Source organism: Enterobacter sp. DC1, assembly GCF_000568075.1.
Taxonomy (GTDB): Bacteria; Pseudomonadota; Gammaproteobacteria; order Enterobacterales; family Enterobacteriaceae; genus Enterobacter; species Enterobacter asburiae.
The window spans coordinates 143,287-160,834 of sequence record NZ_AZUA01000001.1 but is presented as its reverse complement, the minus strand read 5'-3'; the positions used below and the strand labels follow the sequence as shown (position 1 = coordinate 160,834).

The following is a 17,548-nucleotide window of genomic DNA, read 5'->3' as shown; positions in this document are numbered from 1 at the left end:
TCATCTTTGCGGTCAGATGGCGCGTATCCTCGCAGATCTCGCGGTTCGATGCGACAATTTAATCGGTTCTTGATCTGGCGGCGGATCGGGCATCGGCTGCGGACGCGGGATGGGATCGGGCATTGGCACCGGATCGGTGGGGATGGGATCGGATTGACGCGATTGTTGCAGTAGCAGAGCGTTCAGGATGCTCATCATTCCCTCCAGAATTTGCTGTCGTCCCTTTTAGGGTAGACGCTGAGAATCAGGAGGCAAAAAAAAGCCGACTATGAAGTCGGCGTCGTACGAATCAATTGTGCTATGCAGTAATTCAAAAAAAGGAAGTAAGACAATATGGAGCGCAACGCCCATCGCTTGACGTTGCATTCACCTGCGGGAGTAATATTGCACCTTACGGGGTAGATGTTTATTGACTTCGCTCAATTAAAAGAGCGTTTTGATCCCGTGAAAAGCCGAAAAAAGCGTAAATTTACAGCCATTTACTACGATGCAACCACCATGCAACACCACCAATCAAAACAACTAACATCACGCAAAACGCGGTAAAGCCGTATCGATAAGCGCCACCCGGAATTCCCCCCAGGTTCACGCCAAACAGCCCGGTAAGAAACGTGCTGGGTAAAAACACCATCGCCATCAGGGACATCGTATAGGTTCTTCTCGCCAGAGACTCCTGCATCACCTGCGCGATTTCGTCCGCCATCACCGCCGTTCTGGCAATACAGGAATCAATCTCGTCCAGCCCGCGCCCCAGCCTGTCGGCAATATCCTGCATTCTGCGTCGCTGATCGTCATTCATCCAGGCGAGCCTTTCGCTGGCAAGACGCGCATACACGTCGCGCTGCGGCGTCATGTAGCGGCGCATCACAATCAACTGCTTACGCAATAAGGCCAGAAAACCGCGGGGCGGGATCTGCTGATCGAGCAGGTTATCTTCCAGGTCGATGATTTTGTCGTGCAGCTCTTCAATAAATTCACTTGCATGATCGGTAAGGGCGTCGCAGACGTCCACAAGCCAGCTGCCGCAGTCGACCGGCCCGGTGCCTTCTTTCAGATCGTTGACGATATCGTCCAGCGCGAGGACTTTACGCTGCCGGGTGGAGACAATCAGCCCATCGTCCATATAAACACGCATCGCAACCAGCTGGTCCGGGCGTTCATCCGTGCTGCCGTTAATGCAGCGCAGGGTGATTAGCGTCCCGTCCCCCATTCGGCTTACGCGGGGCCGCAGGCTTTCACCCGCCAGCGCATCGCGCACGTTGTTGGGCAAGAGCGGCGTCGAAGCCAGCCAGTCCGCGCTGTCCGGATGGGTGTAGTTCAGATGTAGCCAGCAGGGATGCGCACTATCGATCACATCATTATCTTCCAGCGGTCGCGCACCGCCCCGACCGTCCAGCACCCACGCAAAAACTGCGTCTGGAACGTTAAGTTCAGATCCTTTAATGCTTTCCACAGCGCCTCCACCTTTTAAGCTCTTCGGTGTCAGTCTAGCTTTCATCAGGTGTTAAGCAACAACTATGTATCCCATCGCGCTGAAATCGTTCAGGAAATGTACATGTCGTGCGTTTCGCCCGGCGGCGCTACGCTTGCGCGGGCCTACTGTGAAGGGGGTAATGTATTGATATTGTTGCAGAGTGTAGGCCGGGTAAGCGCAGCGCCACCCGGCAAGAAAAGCGGCGACATGATTGCGGGTTTTCAGAGCGAGTGCTCTGGCCGCTGGAGGAAGGATGGCGAGCCGGTAGATGATAAGGAAGAGGAACCCGGGTCGAGCCTGAAATTACGCGTTCGGGTCTGCAGCTCAATCACCTGATTACGCAGTACATCAGACGAACCGTTGAGTTCCTCTGCCATTGCCACGTTACTTTGCGTGACCCGCTCCAGCTCCGATAGCGCCAGGGTAATCTGAGAAATGCCTTTCTCCTGCTCTGAGGTTGACGCGGAAATGTCGTCCATTAAGCGGCTGACATTCCCCGAACCCGTCACGATTTCATGCATGTTTTTCTCTGCCTGTGACACAACGCTGGCTCCCTGCGTAACGTTACTGCTGGTGACTTCAATCAGCGTTTTGATATTCTTCGCGGCCTCTGCGCTGCGGTGTGCCAGGTTCCTTACCTCTTCCGCGACCACAGAAAACCCCTTCCCATGATCGCCCGCCCTTGCCGCCTCAACGGCCGCGTTGAGCGCCAGGATATTCGTCTGGAACGCAATGCCGTCAATCAACGAAATAATCTCCGTCATCTGCTGCGCGCATTCGGTAATGGACTGCATATTGCTGGCGACCTGCCCCATCAGCTCGCCGCCCTTGCGCGCCTGTAACGTCGCCACATTTGCCTGCTCGCTCGCCAGGCGGGTGTTATCGGCATTGTTTTTGGTGCTCGCGGCCATTTGCTCCATGCTGGCTGCGGTTTGCACCAAAGACGCAGACTGCTGCTCGGTTTTCACCGATAGCTGAGCGCTCCGTGCCGAGAGCTGGTCCGATAGGGTCATGGCGGTTTGCGATGACGCCCTGATCTCACGCACCAGCGTCGCAATATTGCCGGAAAGGCTGTTTATGCCGGGGATGAGTCGGCCCGCGCAGTTATTGCCGAATTCAGGGATAGAGACGCCAAGGTTGCCTGCGGTCACCTCTTCAATACTTCTCTTCACCGTATTGATCGGCGTCACAAGATACTTCGTCATATAGACCCAGAGCAAAAATAGCGCAACGAAATTGATGACATTAAGCGAAATAAAGAGAGACGCATTGCTGGAAAATAGAACAACGACTGCTGCACTTACCAAAAAAAGAGAGAAAAGAAACCCGATAATAAAGGTCCTGACACTAATATTTTTTAGCATGATAATACCCACGTTTTATATTTTGGTCGGCACTAAGACTTATAGCATTGGCCCGAAAGTTTTTCATCGCAATCAACGCTTGTTTTTTGTTTCGCCGTTAGCATCCTGAGATTTGTCTTAAGTCAGATAAAAAAAGCGTATTAGTGAAAATGTTCTTCTCAGCATGCTGTGATACTGGTTTCCCACCATCTTAAGCGATAGTATCGCCCGCGGTGAGACGACACGATCGCCCTCATATTTAAGGAGCTTTGCTACAGTTATTCGTTCTTGTTTAGCAACGCTTAATATATTAACAAGAGAATATATTTTATATTCTTAATAAGTTTTAGAGTATTAATATGACTGGTCATTTTTCACGATAAATAACTAATATGGTTTGAATGCGCATGTTCGTTGCCCGATAAAGATGTACCCGGCAGGCGAAATCAGTAACCCTCTCAGGCGTGGGATTGCATAATGCTCAATATATCGTGGGACCCTGTGTTAATCGCTATCTCTTATCTGGTGGCGTTTATCGCCTCCTTTGTGGCGCTGGACAGCGCCGGAAAGATCCCCCTCTCCAGCCGAAAGGCTGCCCTCTTCTGGCGCATTGCCGGTGGGGTCACGCTGGGCATTGGCATCTGGTCAATGCACTTTATCGGCATGCTGTCGATGCAAATGCCCATGATGATGAGCTACGACCTCTGGTTAACCCTTGCTTCACTGGGCGTCGCGGTGGTTGCATCGGCCACGGCACTTAATATTGCCGTCGCGGGCAAAAAACTTTCTCCCTTCCGGCTGATCTTTGCCACGGCGATCCTGAGCGCTGGCGTGGTGTCTATGCACTACATCGGTATGGCGGCCCTGATGCTGGACGGCAGCATCATCTGGGATCGCCGCCTCGTGGGGTTGTCCGTGGTTATTGCGGTTGTTGCCTCCGGCACGGCGCTGTGGCTGGCTTTCCGCCTGCGGGATAAACACAAAGGCGTCTTTATCAATCGCATTCTCGCGGCCTTCGTCATGGGTGCCGCCATTTGTGCGATGCACTATACCGGCATGAGCGCCGCGCAGTTTCAGGAAATGGCGCACACACGCCCCGGAGGGATTGGCGAGCTGGGGTTATCCATCTGGGTTTCAGTCACCACGCTCTGCCTGCTCGGGGTGATGTTAATCATTTCACTTATCGATTCCCACCGGCGCACCAGCCGGCTGACGGATAATCTGCAGCAGCTCAACCGCCAGCTTGAGCTACAGGCGCGTTTTGACGCGCTCACCGGGCTCGCAAACCGCCACCAGATGGATCTCCGCATGCAGGATTGTCTGCGCAGCGCGCTGCTGAGCAAGAAGCCATTTGCGGTTATTTTCCTGAACGTCGATCACTTCAAACGCGTTAACGATACGTGGGGTCACAGCGTCGGTGATGAGCTATTGATCACGGTCGCGCAGCGCATCACGGCCCGGCTTACGCGTGAGATGACCCTGGCAAGGCTGGGAGGCGACGCCTTTATCCTGCTGGTGCCTGAATGTGACGACGACAGGCTCAACGCCCTGGTCACCGCGCTGCTTGAAGATGTGCGACGCCCTCTGTCTGTCTGCGGGCACACGTTAAGCACGACGATCAGCGCGGGCGTCAGCCTCTATCCTCAGGATGGCGAAACGCTGCACGAGTTGAAGCTCAAGGCGGATGCAGCCCTACATCGCGTCAAAGAAGAGGGCCGCAACGGCTGGGCGATTTACCGGGCCGAGATGTCAACGGCGATCCCGGCAAAACCCGGTTTCCTGCAGGAGCTTTCTCAGGCGCTTGAGCGCGATCAGTTTGAACTGTGGTACCAGCCAACCTGGCATGCGGGAGAGAAAAACATTCACGGCTTTGAAGCCCTTCTGCGCTGGCGGCATCCTGAGCAAGGGGTTGTGCTGCCTAATCTGTTTATCCCCTCCCTGGAGCAAACGGGCTTAATTATTCCGGTAGGTAACTGGGCCATTGAAGCGGCATGCCGACAGCTTCATTTCTGGACTGAGCAAGGTTTCAGCCAGTGGACGCTGTCGCTCAACCTATCCCCCATCCAGTTTGAACAGCCGGATATTTTCCAGATCATCTCGTCGATGCTGGAAAAATATAGCCTGTCTCCGTCGCGGCTGATCCTTGAGGTAACGGAAAGCACCGCGCTTAAAAATCTGGACCGCAGCATTGAGTTGCTCAATGCGTTTAATCACGCGGGGATCGTCGTCTCGATTGATGATTTTGGGACGGGCTATTCCAACCTGCTGATGCTGAGCGTGCTTCCGGCAAAAGAACTCAAGATCGACAGAAGCTTTGTAACGTCGATGCTGGAAAATGAAAAAAGCTACAAGCTGGTTGAAACCATTATCAGTATCGCCCGGACCATGGAGATGAATGTGGTGGCAGAAGGGATCGAAACGGAAGAACAGCAGGCGGTTCTCACCCGTCTCGGCTGCGATTACCTGCAGGGATATCTTTTCTCCCGGCCCTTACCTGCCGAACAGGTACCGTGGCTACTGCTGCAGATAAACTCAGACAAACAGATTATACCCATTAATAAAATTCAAACGGACCCCGCATTTATTTCTCAAAAAAGTCATGCCTGACGGGGTTAAGTGGAGTATGTTTCAAGGGAGAACACGCGAGTCAATTCTGTCATGATTGCCAGGCACATGTTGTCGATGAACAGGAAACGCCTATGTCGCAACCTTGTTTTGATGCGTTAAATGTAATTAAAACACCCGTGTGGCTCGTTTCACCCGTGTCGGAAAAGATCATTTTTGCAAATGTGTCAGCAACGCAGATCATGGGTGATAAAACGCTCGATGACCTGCGTAAAGGGATCTATTCAGCCAGTGCGCAAACCGTCCTGTCGATGTATGTATCTGAACTGAAAACAGAGCAGGAGATCGTCGAAATCTGGACAACGAGCCGGGATGGACAGGATACGCCGTTAAGCTGTCGCCTCTCGCTTGCCCACTACGCGCCCTGGGGAGATGTGATTGTTTTCGAAGGCATCTCCCAACAAATACTCTCAGGATTGAAGGCCAGCCGTTCCGCTACCTACCGTCGGAAGAAACAGGGTTTTTATGCGCGCTTTTTTCTGACCAACAGCGCCCCGATGCTGTTAATCGATCCGGCCCGCGACGGTCAAATCGTCGATGCGAATCTGGCCGCGCTCAATTTTTATGGTTATTCACATGATGACATGTGCAGTAAGCATACCTGGGAAATCAATACGCTGGGGCGAGATGTGATGCCCATTATGACTGCGATTGCCGCGCTGCCCGGTGGTCATAAGCCGCTCAATTTTGTTCACCGCCTTGCCGATGGATCCACCCGCCACGTTCAGACGTATGCCGGGCCCATTGAGATCTACGGTGACAAACTGATGCTTTGCATCATCCACGATATCACCGAGCAAAAAAGGCTGGAGCAGGAGCTGGAACATGCAGCGTTACGTGACTCCATGACCGGGCTACTCAACCGGCGCCAGTTCTACGCGATTACCGATCAAAGCAGCCTGAATAAACTTCCTGCGCAGCAGCAATTTAGCCTGCTGCTGGTGGATACCGACCATTTCAAAAACATTAATGACCTGTTCGGCCATCTGAAAGGCGATGAGGTGCTTATCGCCCTTTCCCGGACGCTGGAAGCCTGTAGTCGGGAGGGCGATATGGTCTTCCGCTGGGGGGGCGAAGAGTTCGTTATCCTGCTGCCGCGCACCTCTCTCGATGCCGCGATGCAGATTGCCGAGTCAGTCCGCGCAGCCGTTGCCCGCATTACGATCCCGGGCTTGCCGCGGTTTACCGTCAGCATCGGCGTGGCGCGGCACAATCAGGGGGAGAGTATTGACGAGCTGTTTAAGCGTGTGGACGATGCGCTGTATCGCGCTAAAAATGACGGACGCAATAAAGTCCTTGCGGCATGAAACTGGAGTATCCGGAAAAGCCCCGCTACAATGCCCACCTCGGATCAATTAGCGTCAGGTGGGTAAAAGCCGCAATGGGAAAAACAGAAATAATACTCACCTTAATTATTTTGCTCCTTATTATATTTGGCTTCTGGTTTATTTTTAGCGGTGAAATCTGGTATCTCGTCGAGTTTCTTGAAAATAGCCTTTACCCGACCTTTGACGCACCGTAACGCACGTTTAATCGCTTGTTTCACCTACCGAATATGTCAGGTATCTGCTTCCCTTACAGCCGCGTAAAATACGCGGCGTTATCCTCCAACAACGTTGATAACGAATCACTTATTCATTTGCTTATGTTGCCCGTGCTCTGACGGGCTTTTTTATTTCCGGCAATTCACCCGCGCCAGGCTATATCTTAATCATCTTTATTGATAGAGGTGAGGAAAGATGAGCAAGAAGATCCTGATGCTGGTTGGCGATTACGCCGAAGATTACGAAACCATGGTGCCTTTTCAGGCGTTGCAGATGATTGGCCATCAGGTGGATGCGGTCTGCCCAGACAAACCGAAGGGCGACTACATCATGACGGCAATCCATGACTTTGACGGCGCCCAGACCTACAGCGAAAAGCCCGGTCACCGCTTTACCCTCAACGCCGATTTTTCAGCCGTAAAGGAGCAGGACTACGACGCGCTGCTCATCCCCGGCGGGAGAGCGCCCGAGTATCTGCGGTTAAATGAGGACGTCTTAAAGCTGGTACAGGCATTTGACGCCGCGCGTAAGCCGATTGCCGCGGTGTGCCACGGACCACAGTTGCTTGCTGCCGCGGGCATCCTGAAAGGACGAACCTGTAGCGCCTACCCGGCCTGCGCGCCTGAAGTACGCCTCGCGGGTGGACACTACGCCACTATCGGCATCGATCAGGCCCACGTAGACGGCAACCTGGTGACGGCTCCCGCCTGGCCCGCACATCCGCAGTGGCTGGCGAAGTTTAATGCGCTATTAGAATAACAGAGACCCGGCATCGGGCCACGCATAGCGGATGAAGCCGTACCGCGTATTGCAGACCTGGCGCATTCTCGCGCCAGGTCTCATAAAACATCAGTGCTTCTCGATAAACATCGTCCGGCTATACGCCACGTCTTCCGGGTTATTGATGGGGTAGCCTTTCACCCAGGGCTTAATCAGGCGACCATTGGTGTACTGGTAAATTGGCGCGATAGGCGCTTTCTCCATGAGGATTTTCTCCGCCATGTTGTAGTCCGTATTACGCGCTTTCGCGGTGGTTTCCAGCGTTGCCTGGTGGATAATTTTATCATAGGCCGGCTCATTGAAACGCGAGATATTGCCGCTGTGGGTGGAGGTCAGCAGGGACAGGAAGGTCGACGGCTCGTTGTAATCGCCTACCCATGACGCGCGGATCACATCAAAATTGCCGGTATTGCGGCTGTCGATATAGGTTTTCCACTCCTGGTTTTGCAGTTTGACGTCCACACCGAGATTTTTCTTCCACATGGACGCCACCGCAATGGCGATTTTCTGGTGGTTTTCCGAGGTGTTGTACAGCAGGGTCAACTTCAGCGGACGCTGAGGACCGTAGCCTGCGGCCTGGAGCAACGTTTTCGCCTGCGCATTCAGCTCCTGCTGGGACATCTGCTCGAACGGTGAAGGTTCAGGGGTGAAGCCCGCCGTCACGTCAGGGGTGAAATGCCAGGCCGGCTTCTCGCCTGTACCTAATACATTTTCTGCCATAATGCGGCGATCGATAGTCATGCTCAGCGCAAGACGTACCCGGGCATCGGCCGTCGGGCCCTTTTGCGTGTTAAACGCATAGTAATAGGTCCCGAGCTGAGGCGGCGTATACACCTGTCCCGGAATGTCCTTCAGGAGCTTCTGATACATGTTTTTCGGGAACGATTCGGTGATATCAATATCCCCCGCCAGATAGCGCTTAGTGGCGGACGATTCCTGATTAATCGGAATGAAGGTCACTTTTTGCAGGACTGTTTTCGCGTTGTCCCAGTAGTGCGTATTCGGCACGACGACCAGTTTTTCATTCACTACGCGGTCGTTCAGGACGTACGCGCCATTACCCACCAGAGCGCCCGGACGCGTCCACTCTTTCCCGCTTTCAACGTTCGCTTTTTGCACCGGATAGAAGGCGAAGTTCGCCGTCAGGTTGCTAAACCACGGGAGCGGTTTGTCCAGCTGGACGCGTAAGGTTCTGGCATCCACCGCCGTCACGCCCAGGGTATCTGGCGCCGCTTTGCCATCAATAATGGCCTGCGCGTTGTTGATGCCTGCCAGCGCCGCAAACCAGGCAAATTGAGACGTGGTTTTCGGGTCAACCAGACGCTGCCAGCTGTAGACAAAATCCTGCGCGGTGACGGGCGTACCGTCAGACCATTTCGCGTTATCGCGCAGGGTGAACGTCCAGATACGGTTATCGTTGCTCTGCCAGCGCGTCGCCACGCCCGGGGTTAGCTCCCCTTTCTCGTTCTGATTCACCAGCCCTTCGAAAAGATCGCGAATCACCTGAATCTCGGGTAATCCCACCGCTTTTGCCGGATCGAGCGAAGCCGGCTCGTCTTTAATATGCCTGACCAGCTCCTGTTTTTGCGCCAGTACCGTGCCCTGAGGCACATCAGCAGCGTACGAGAGTGTAGAGAGTCCGCACAGGTACAGTGCAGCGCAAAGACGCGAAACAGGATGCTTCATAAGATCCCCTTTGATGAATTCAGGTAACAAGCAGATGCGTAATTATTTGTTTCGAAACAGAGAAATGCAAATACCTTACGCCTGAATAGTGATTTAAGGCAATTCTCAAGCGTAACGGAAACTATTTGATTAACAGCGAGTTTTGCACAACACTGCCAGTAGAGACTTCTTTATCAGGATTTCGTATGGCAATCACCCGACCACGAGCTGAACGCGGGGCCTTTCCGCCGGGCGCTGAGCAATATGGCCGCTCATTTTTAGGCGCATCGCTGATCTGGTTCCCGGCGCCCGATGCCGATCGCAGCAGCGGTTTGATCATTGCCGGCACGCACGGAGATGAGAACTCGTCCATCGTCACGCTTTCCTGCGCGCTGCGAACGCTGACGCCGTCATTGCGACGTCACCACGTGATTCTCGCCGTCAATCCGGACGGCTGTCAGCTTGGATTACGGGCGAATGCGAGGGGCGTTGACCTGAACCGTAATTTCCCGGCGGCAAACTGGCGCGCCGGCGAAACGGTTTATCGCTGGAACAGCTCCGCCGAGGAGCGGGACGTGGTGCTGCTGACGGGAGACAAGCCCGGCTCCGAGCCGGAAACGCAGGCGCTGTGCCAGCTTATCCATAAGATCCACCCCGCATGGGTTGTCTCCTTCCACGATCCGCTGGCCTGCATTGAAGATCCGCGTCACTCCGACCTGGGCGCGTGGCTGGCGCAGGCTTTCGCCCTGCCGCTCGTCACCAGCGTGGGCTATGAAACACCCGGATCGTTCGGTAGCTGGTGCGCCGATTTGAGCCTGCCCTGCATCACCGCTGAATTCCCGCCGATTTCCTCCGACGAAGCCAGCGAAAAATACTTAAAAGCGATGGTGGAGCTACTGCGCTGGCAGCCTCAGAGATGAAGCACGCCGCTGGTAAAATTAAGCGCCGGTGAAACGTCAACCGCCAGCCACGTCGGGCCGTCCAGATCGGCAAAACGGACCTGATTGACCAGCGGCAGCGCCGCGCCGATCGCCCGGGATGTGCAGAGCATGCATCCCAGCATCAGGGAAAAGCCCTGCGCCTGCGCTTCCGCCGCCAGAGCCAGCGCTTCTGTCAGCCCGCCAGTCTTGTCGAGCTTGATATTGACCATCTCATAGCTGCCCTTAAGCGCGCTCAAATTCTCGCGGGTATGACAGCTTTCATCCGCACAGACGGGCAGCGGATGGATAAAATTCTTCAGCGCCGCATCATCCTTCGCTGGCAGAGGCTGCTCCAGCATCGCCACGCCCAGGTCAGCCAGCAGCTGGCATCGTGCGGCAAGCCCCTCGGGATGCCACGACTCGTTGGCGTCAACAATCAGCGTGGCCAAGGGCACCGCCGAGCGAATGGCGACCATCCGCTCGCTGATCAGGCGATCGTCGAGCTTCACTTTTAAGAGCGTGGCCCCGGCGTCATAGAGCGCTTTTGCGCTGGCGGCCATCTGCTCCGGCTCACCAATCACGACCGTTTGCGCCGTCACGACGGATTCCGGCAGCGCCACGCCCAGCAGGGACGTCATCGATTGCTGCTGCTTAGCGGCCTCAAGGCTCCAGAGCGCGCAGTCAACGGCGTTGCGCGCTGCCCCGGCGGGTAAACGCTGCTGTAACGCCTCGCGCGTGAGCCCTTTTTGCAGCTCAGGCACCAGGGTCATGATATGCGCCATCACCGACGCGACACTTTCTCCGTAGCGCGGGTAAGGCGTACATTCCCCGACGCCTTTAACCCCCTCTTCTTCGATTTCAACCACGACCACGCTGGCTTCACTTCGGCTGCCGCGGGAGATCACAAACGGGGTATGCAATGGCCAGGCTTCTTCATAGACCTTAACGCTTCTCATCACTGACTCCTTGCGGCCCGGAAAGGCGAAAAATTTGGTTTGCCGTGTTATCCGCTGATGGCATACACTAGCCACGACGTTAACTATATGTAAACAGGAAGATATCTATGTCACAACTCGTTCATTTCCAGGGCAACCCGGTTGCTGTTGCAGGTTCCATTCCGCAGGCTGGCAGCAAAGCGCAGGCTTTTACTCTGGTGGCTAAAGATCTGTCTGACGTCACACTGGCTCAGTTTGCGGGCAAACGCAAAGTACTGAACATTTTCCCAAGCATTGATACCGGCGTTTGTGCCGCATCCGTGCGTAAATTCAACCAGCTGGCGACTGAAATGGACAACACCGTTGTGCTGTGCATTTCCGCTGACCTGCCGTTTGCCCAGTCCCGTTTCTGCGGTGCCGAAGGCCTGAGCAACGTGATTACCCTCTCCACCCTGCGCAGCGCAGATTTCCTCGAGAAATACGGCGTCAGCATCGCGGAAGGCCCACTGAAAGGTCTGGCAGCACGTGCCGTACTAGTTCTTGATGAAAACGACACCGTCGTCTTCAGCGAACTGGTTAACGAAATCACCACCGAGCCGGATTACACTGCCGCGCTGGACGTGCTGAAAGCATAATAAGCACTTAGCATTCTATACAACTTATTCTCAACCTCGCCGCGGCGGGGTTTTTTATTACCTTTAAGCTGAATCGTTAAAGCACAAATGCGCACAAGTCACATTAATCATGCAATAACATAGGCAATATGTAACATGAGCGTGATCAATAACGCATAATAATCGTTAAAATTCCCTATTTTCATCCCCAGTGAAGCACATCACATTTCCCTTTTTGTCTAAACATTAGATTTGCTTACGAAAGAAAATAATCGTTTCAGCAAAAAGGATAATATATGAAGATTAAATTCGCTTTTACGCTCCTTGCGGTACTGATTTCTGGCCATGCAGCGGCCAAAACCTGGGTGCTGACAAGCGCTGAAAGCAGCGTAGAGAAAGGAAACTGGAAGATTTCCAGTGATGAGCTGAAAGTTAAAGACCAAACGTTCAGCATTGAGCAAAAAGTCTTGCACGGCGGTAAACAGGAAGGCAGCAAAGTCATCATTATTAGCAGCAAAGACGGCCTGACCATTACCCTGAGCCCAACCCGTGGAATGAACCTTCTGCATGTAGAAGGGTTTGGCACCCGACTGGGCTGGAATTCGCCCGTTAAAGAGGTCGTTAATCCGGCATATATTAATCTTGAGAGCCGAAACGGTCTCGGCTGGCTGGATGGTTTCAACGAGATGATGGTGCGCTGTGGCTATGAGTGGACCGGACATCCGGTCACCGCGGACGGGCAAATTTATACCCTGCACGGCAGGGCCGGTAATACCCCCGTTTCGCAGGTCGAGGTTGAAATCGCCGATGCCGCCCCGCATGAGATCCGCGTTCGCGGTTTGATCAAAGAGAGCACGTTTAAAAAATCGGATCTGCAAACCATGACCGAACTGCGCTACGTTCCCGGAACCAACCAGTTCAGCCTGCATGATGTTCTGACAAATCATGCGGATTACCCTCATGATTACCAAATCATCTATCACAGCAACTTCGGCACGCCGATCCTTGAAGAAGGCGCCCGTTTCCTTGCTCCGGCGGCAAGCGTGAGCCCATTCAATGACTACGCTAAAGCGGGCGTTAACGACTGGCAAACCTATGCCGGGCCGACAAAAGGCTTTGACGAGATGGTCTTTAACATTAAACCACTCGCCGACAATAACCACGAAACGCTTGCGGCGGTGGTTAATAAAGCCGGAGATAAAGGCGCGTCAATCCAGTTTGATACCCGCCAGCTGCCCGTGCTGACCTTATGGAAGAACACCGACACGCTGAAGCAGGGCTACGTCACGGGCATTGAGCCAGGCACCAGCTACGCCTACCCCGTTACGATTGAACGCGAGCAGAAGCGGGTTAAGCAGCTGCAGCCCGGTGCCAGCGCGCAGTTTGACCTGACCTATACCCTGCTGCACAGCCCGCAGCAGGTGAAAGAGGTCGAAAACAGGATTGCGTCGATTCAGGGAGAGACAAAAACAGAAATCGTTAATACGCCGATGGCGAAGGAATAAACGTAAAGTAAAAAGCCTCTTTGCAGAGGCTTTTTGTTATTCGTCGCCTTTCTTATGATTCAGACCGTACTCGCGCAGCTTGTTGGCGATCGCGGTGTGCGAGACGCCAAGGCGTTTTGCCAGCTTGCGGGTGCTGGGATAGCTGCGGTACAGCTGCGTCAGCACCGAGCGCTCAAAACGGCTGGTGATATCATCCAGCGAACCTTCCATCGCCTCTTCGCCAACCGATACCGTCCCCGCGTCGTAATCAGGCAACAGAATATCCTGTGGACGCAGTTCGTAGCCTTCAAGCTGGGTCAGCGCACGATAAACAGCGTTTTTGAGCTGGCGAATGTTGCCCGGCCAGCCGTAGCGCATGAGCACCGTGCCGAGATCGGCAGACAGCTTCGGACGCGGCACCCCCTGCTCGTCGGCAAAGCGGGCAACGAACAGCTCCGTTAGCGGCATGATGTCCTGCGGACAATCGCGCAGCGGGGGAATATTCAGCGTCAGTACATTGAGGCGGTAATAGAGATCCTCGCGGAAGATCCCCTTTTGCACCAGCTCAACCAGGTTTTTCTGGGTGGCGCAAATGACGCGCACGTCCACATGCACTTCGTGATCCTCACCGACGCGGCGGAAGGTTCCGTCGTTCAGGAAACGCAGCAGCTTAGCCTGCATACGCGGCGACATTTCGCCGATCTCGTCCAGTAGCACGGAGCCGCCGTTAGCCTGCTCGAAGAACCCTTTCTTGCCTTCCGGCGCGTGGCCAAACAGCTCGCTTTCAACGGCATCCTCCGGAATAGAGGCGCAGTTAAGTGCCAGATAAGGCTTGGCCGCACGGGGGCTCGCCAGATGCACGGCGTGAGCCAGCAGGTCTTTACCGGTGCCGGTGTCACCTGTAATCAGCAGCGGCGCAGTCAGGCTTGCGAGCTTGCGCGCCTGATCAACCACGTGGCGCATTTTCGGGCTGACGGCAATAATCTGGCTGAACGCGCCAACGTCCTGACTGGAGAGGTTTTGCAGCTGACGGCCCATGCGTAGCGTCGAGCGCAGCATGATCACCGCCCCGGTCAACACGCGGGTATTCCCTTCCACTTTCAGATAGACCGGCGTGATCTCCATCAGGAAATTCTGCCCGTTAATCACCACATGCTCGCTAAGCGTGTTCTGCGGATTGCTGTCCAGCCAGCGCTGGAAGTTAAAGCCGGGGATCAGCTGCGCGGCGTTATGATTGCTGAGCTTCTCCTGGCTCTGCGCGAAAAGCTGGCAGCTTGCGTGGTTAACGCGCTCAACTTTGCTTTTCAAATCCAGGGAGAGGAACGGCTCTGGCATGGCTTCCAGCAGCGCGCTCAGCGCCAGGTGCTCACGCTCAGAGGGCATCCAGGGAATGGTGCGTACATCCGTAACGCCAGCGATACGGCGGATTTCCGCCATCAGGCTGCTGAAGGTATTAAATTCAATTTCGGCAAAATTGAGGTAAATTCGCCCGACAGGATCGATCTCAATGCCACGTAAATCAATGCTACGTAAAACAAGAAGATCGAGTAATTCGCGGGTCAGACCGAGACGGTCTTCACAGAAGACTTCAAGACGCATGGGAAATTCACCGTTTTAAGCCAATAACAGTAAAATGATATGTCAGAACACGGTGATCCGGAAGATGGCTGTCAACAAATATTGACAGCCAGCACGATTAGTGAACAAAACCTCACGGAGCTGGTTTTTTATTGAGCGTCTCTTTGAGCTGGCCGATCAGCTCGCGCCTGAAATCCCCCAGCCGGGGCTTATCGCCATCAATCCACGGCAGCGGACGGCAGACTTCCATCGCTTTAATCCCCAACCGCGCCGTCAATAATCCCGCGCCGATACCCTGGGCGGCACGAGCGGAAAGACGCGCCGCCAGATCCTGCGACATCCAGTCCATGCCCACTTCGCGCACCAGCTCACTCGCCCCGGCAAACGCGATGTTGAGCAGGACCAGCTTGAACAGCCTGAGCCGACTGTAGTAACCCAGCTCTATGCCGTAAAGGTTCGCGATACGGTTGATCAGGCGCAGGTTGCGCCAGGCGATAAAGGCCATATCGACCAGCGCCAGCGGGCTGACGGCAATCATCAGGGTGGATTCCGCCGCAGAGCGGCTGATCTCCCGTCGCGCCTGGGCATCCAGCACCGGCTGAACCATATGGGAATAGAGCGTCACCACTTCCCGGTCATTCTGGGTTTCATGGATGGCGGCATACCAGCGCTGAAGCGCCGGATGCGACTGATCGATGCCGGCCTGGCTGGCCAGCTTTTCACAGAATGCGCGACCTTTCCCGGTGCCGTGGCTGTGGAGCAGATCCCGCGCTTCATCGCGCTCGTGCGCGCGCTGGCGCAATCGCCAGAGCCGCCGCCACTCGGTGGCAACCGACCCGATGCCCGCCCCCACAATCAGCGCGCCCGCGGCACATCCGCCCAGCGCGACCCAGTCCTGAGTATGCCAGGCATTCATCGTCCACTGCACGCCCTGCCCAACCACGCTTACGCCAAACAGCGCCAGCCCGGCGGTAACCATCCTGCGCCACAGGCTGCGCTTTGGACGCAGGGCGGCTTCCACAACCGCCTCTGCCGGACCTTCCTCGACGCCCGGCTCCTCTGTCAGGGCCGGGGCAAAGTTATCAGCCTGCGTGCCGCTGAACGTCTGCGCGGTTTTGAACGCCTCCTGAGGATCCTGCTCAAGCGTTCCGGTAAAGTCTATGCGCGGTTTTAACGGTTCCGTCATCGCAATTTATCTCCAATCAAAAACTCCAGCGCCGCATCCAGACGGATGTGTGGTAATGGCCGATCGACGCTCATTGCCTGCGGGCGGAAGGCTTCAAACTGGAAGCCCTGGTTCTGCCAGAAGGCCTGACCCGGCAGCCGCGCGGGCACTTCGCCCGGATACACGGTAAGCGGTTCACCGTCGCTGAGCCGGTTCCCGCGTAATGCCGGTATTTTCTCGCCGTTAAGATCGATCAGCCCGCTTTGCGTGGCCTGCACGGACGCGAGCCCAAGGCAATCCATGCCGATCCCTTCGAAGGCGGCGTTTTGCCAGGCGTCCTGAACCAGCTGCTGCAGCAGCGATACCATATTGGCATGCTGGTCGACCGTGACGTGATCGGCCTTCGTGGCCGCAAAGAGCAGTTTGTCGATCACCGGAGAGAATAAACGGCGAAACAGCGTCCGCTGCCCGTAGTGAAAACTTTGCATCAGCTGCGTCAGCGCAAGGCGCATATCGTTGAAAGCCTGCGGCCCGCTGTTGAGCGGCTGCAGACAATCCACCAGCACAATCTGACGGTCAAATCGCAAAAAGTGGTTTTTATAGAATCCTTTGACCACTTTTTCACAGTAGTAATTGTAACGCTCGCGCAGCATCCCGGCGTTAGTGTGCCTGTCGGCCTGCGCCAGCTTCGACTCGCCCACCCCGTCCACGTCCGGCCAGGGGAAGAACTGAAGCGCAGGCGCGCCCGCTAAATCACCCGGCAGGACAAAGCGACCCGGCTGAATGAAGTGCAACCCTTCCTGCTTGCACTGGTGCAGATACGCCGTCCAGGCTTCGGCAATGGCCGCCAGACGATTTTCATCTGCCGGTGCAAGCGGGTCCAGGCCTTCGCACAGCTGTCGCCATTTGGCCGACCACCCGGCGCGCTGCCCCTGCAACAACCCCGTCATCTGGCGGGACCAGCTGAGGTAATCCTGCGCCAGCATCGGCAGGTCGAGCAACCATTCACCGGGGTAATCGACGATTTCAAGGTACAGCGTGGAGGTATCCTTGAAGTGGCGCATCAGGGATTCATTCGAGCGAAAGCGCAGCGCGAGGCGAATTTCACTCACCCCGCGCGTCGGCGTCGGCCACGTGGGCGGATCGCCGTAGAGCTGCGCCAGCCCTTCGTCATAGGTAAAGCGTGGAATACCAAAATCACGCTGAGGGACGCGCTTCACGCCCAGCAGGCGTTCTTCCCGTACCGCGCTAAGCAGCGGCAGACGCGCCCCGGCGTGCAGGTTCAGGAGCTGGTTTACCATCGCGGTGATAAACGCCGTCTTACCGCTGCGGCTCAGCCCCGTCACGGCCAGACGCAGATGACGGTCAACGCCGCGGTTCACCAGTGAATTGATTTCGTTTTTAAGTCGCTTCATCGCCGT

General features: G+C 55.3%; 15 protein-coding genes. 7 read left to right on the top strand and 8 right to left on the bottom strand.

Going from position 1 to position 17,548, the window contains the following annotated elements; genetic code table 11:
- Positions 1 to 12: 12 nt before the first annotated feature.
- From ynaL to P346_RS20625, 3 genes are all read right to left on the bottom strand, one after another.
- Positions 13 to 195: a proline-rich small protein YnaL gene (gene ynaL, locus P346_RS23640; protein WP_071789387.1), complete on the bottom strand. Its 183-nt coding sequence runs from the start codon at positions 193 to 195 to the stop codon at positions 13 to 15.
- Positions 196 to 469: 274 nt separating this feature from the next.
- Complete coding sequence (gene zntB / locus P346_RS20620) at positions 470 to 1,453, bottom strand: zinc transporter ZntB (RefSeq protein WP_023335899.1); 984 nt, start codon at positions 1,451 to 1,453, stop codon at positions 470 to 472.
- A gap of 242 nt (positions 1,454 to 1,695) precedes the next feature.
- On the bottom strand, positions 1,696 to 2,838 hold the full coding sequence (locus tag P346_RS20625; RefSeq protein ID WP_071995941.1) for a methyl-accepting chemotaxis protein: 1,143 nt from the start codon (positions 2,836 to 2,838) through the stop codon (positions 1,696 to 1,698).
- Positions 2,839 to 3,294: 456 nt separating this feature from the next.
- Between P346_RS20625 and P346_RS20630 the strand changes: the two genes are divergently transcribed.
- From P346_RS20630 to P346_RS20640, 4 genes are all read left to right on the top strand, one after another.
- Complete coding sequence (locus P346_RS20630; protein ID WP_032656793.1) at positions 3,295 to 5,424, top strand: putative bifunctional diguanylate cyclase/phosphodiesterase; 2,130 nt, start codon at positions 3,295 to 3,297, stop codon at positions 5,422 to 5,424.
- Between the two features lie 92 nt (positions 5,425 to 5,516).
- On the top strand, positions 5,517 to 6,749 hold the full coding sequence (locus tag P346_RS20635) for a sensor domain-containing diguanylate cyclase (RefSeq protein WP_032656791.1): 1,233 nt from the start codon (positions 5,517 to 5,519) through the stop codon (positions 6,747 to 6,749).
- A gap of 74 nt (positions 6,750 to 6,823) precedes the next feature.
- Complete coding sequence (locus P346_RS23050; protein WP_021240268.1) at positions 6,824 to 6,964, top strand: Ecr family regulatory small membrane protein; 141 nt, start codon at positions 6,824 to 6,826, stop codon at positions 6,962 to 6,964.
- Between the two features lie 217 nt (positions 6,965 to 7,181).
- Entirely contained in the window at positions 7,182 to 7,745 is a 564-nt protein-coding gene (locus P346_RS20640) for a DJ-1/PfpI family protein (RefSeq protein WP_032656789.1), read from the top strand.
- Positions 7,746 to 7,835: 90 nt separating this feature from the next.
- On the opposite strand, the gene P346_RS20645 is transcribed toward P346_RS20640, so the two are convergent.
- A complete protein-coding gene (locus P346_RS20645; protein ID WP_032656786.1) occupies positions 7,836 to 9,452 on the bottom strand; it encodes a peptide ABC transporter substrate-binding protein in 1,617 nt (538 codons plus the stop codon).
- Between the two features lie 185 nt (positions 9,453 to 9,637).
- Between P346_RS20645 and mpaA the strand changes: the two genes are divergently transcribed.
- The gene (mpaA, locus tag P346_RS20650; RefSeq protein WP_032656783.1) at positions 9,638 to 10,351 is read left to right on the top strand and encodes a murein tripeptide amidase MpaA; all 714 of its coding nucleotides are present in this window, start codon (positions 9,638 to 9,640) and stop codon (positions 10,349 to 10,351) included.
- On the opposite strand, the gene ycjG is transcribed toward mpaA, so the two are convergent.
- The gene (gene ycjG, locus P346_RS20655) at positions 10,342 to 11,307 is read right to left on the bottom strand and encodes an L-Ala-D/L-Glu epimerase (protein WP_032656780.1); all 966 of its coding nucleotides are present in this window, start codon (positions 11,305 to 11,307) and stop codon (positions 10,342 to 10,344) included. The two genes, mpaA and ycjG, sit on opposite strands and share 10 nt — an antisense overlap.
- Positions 11,308 to 11,414: 107 nt before the next feature.
- Here ycjG and tpx point away from each other — a divergent pair, with 107 nt between their 5' ends.
- The gene (tpx, locus tag P346_RS20660) at positions 11,415 to 11,921 is read left to right on the top strand and encodes a thiol peroxidase (protein ID WP_023335907.1); all 507 of its coding nucleotides are present in this window, start codon (positions 11,415 to 11,417) and stop codon (positions 11,919 to 11,921) included.
- Between the two features lie 275 nt (positions 11,922 to 12,196).
- Entirely contained in the window at positions 12,197 to 13,405 is a 1,209-nt protein-coding gene (locus P346_RS20665; protein ID WP_032656778.1) for an aldose 1-epimerase family protein, read from the top strand.
- A 36-nt stretch (positions 13,406 to 13,441) separates the two neighbouring features.
- Here the strand turns inward: P346_RS20665 and tyrR are convergent, their stop codons facing one another.
- The 3 genes from tyrR to P346_RS20680 all read right to left on the bottom strand — a co-directional run bounded on the left by tyrR (position 13,442) and on the right by P346_RS20680 (position 17,542).
- The gene (gene tyrR, locus P346_RS20670) at positions 13,442 to 14,983 is read right to left on the bottom strand and encodes a transcriptional regulator TyrR (protein WP_032656776.1); all 1,542 of its coding nucleotides are present in this window, start codon (positions 14,981 to 14,983) and stop codon (positions 13,442 to 13,444) included.
- A 112-nt stretch (positions 14,984 to 15,095) separates the two neighbouring features.
- On the bottom strand, positions 15,096 to 16,148 hold the full coding sequence (locus P346_RS20675; RefSeq protein WP_032656773.1) for a YcjF family protein: 1,053 nt from the start codon (positions 16,146 to 16,148) through the stop codon (positions 15,096 to 15,098).
- Entirely contained in the window at positions 16,145 to 17,542 is a 1,398-nt protein-coding gene (locus tag P346_RS20680; RefSeq protein ID WP_023312030.1) for a YcjX family protein, read from the bottom strand. The genes P346_RS20675 and P346_RS20680 overlap by 4 nt, the downstream gene beginning before the upstream one ends.
- Between the last annotated feature and the right edge of the window lie 6 nt (positions 17,543 to 17,548).

Coding starts and splice junctions, on each gene's coding strand:
- ynaL (WP_071789387.1), bottom strand. CDS start 195: ATGAGCATCCTGAACGCTCTGCTACTGCAACAATCGCGTCAATCCGAT.
- P346_RS20625 (WP_071995941.1), bottom strand. CDS start 2,838: ATGCTAAAAAATATTAGTGTCAGGACCTTTATTATCGGGTTTCTTTTC.
- P346_RS20630 (WP_032656793.1), top strand. CDS start 3,295: ATGCTCAATATATCGTGGGACCCTGTGTTAATCGCTATCTCTTATCTG.
- P346_RS20635 (WP_032656791.1), top strand. CDS start 5,517: ATGTCGCAACCTTGTTTTGATGCGTTAAATGTAATTAAAACACCCGTG.
- P346_RS23050 (WP_021240268.1), top strand. CDS start 6,824: ATGGGAAAAACAGAAATAATACTCACCTTAATTATTTTGCTCCTTATT.
- P346_RS20640 (WP_032656789.1), top strand. CDS start 7,182: ATGAGCAAGAAGATCCTGATGCTGGTTGGCGATTACGCCGAAGATTAC.
- P346_RS20645 (WP_032656786.1), bottom strand. CDS start 9,452: ATGAAGCATCCTGTTTCGCGTCTTTGCGCTGCACTGTACCTGTGCGGA.
- mpaA (WP_032656783.1), top strand. CDS start 9,638: ATGGCAATCACCCGACCACGAGCTGAACGCGGGGCCTTTCCGCCGGGC.
- ycjG (WP_032656780.1), bottom strand. CDS start 11,307: ATGAGAAGCGTTAAGGTCTATGAAGAAGCCTGGCCATTGCATACCCCG.
- tpx (WP_023335907.1), top strand. CDS start 11,415: ATGTCACAACTCGTTCATTTCCAGGGCAACCCGGTTGCTGTTGCAGGT.
- P346_RS20665 (WP_032656778.1), top strand. CDS start 12,197: ATGAAGATTAAATTCGCTTTTACGCTCCTTGCGGTACTGATTTCTGGC.
- tyrR (WP_032656776.1), bottom strand. CDS start 14,983: ATGCGTCTTGAAGTCTTCTGTGAAGACCGTCTCGGTCTGACCCGCGAA.
- P346_RS20675 (WP_032656773.1), bottom strand. CDS start 16,148: ATGACGGAACCGTTAAAACCGCGCATAGACTTTACCGGAACGCTTGAG.
- P346_RS20680 (WP_023312030.1), bottom strand. CDS start 17,542: ATGAAGCGACTTAAAAACGAAATCAATTCACTGGTGAACCGCGGCGTT.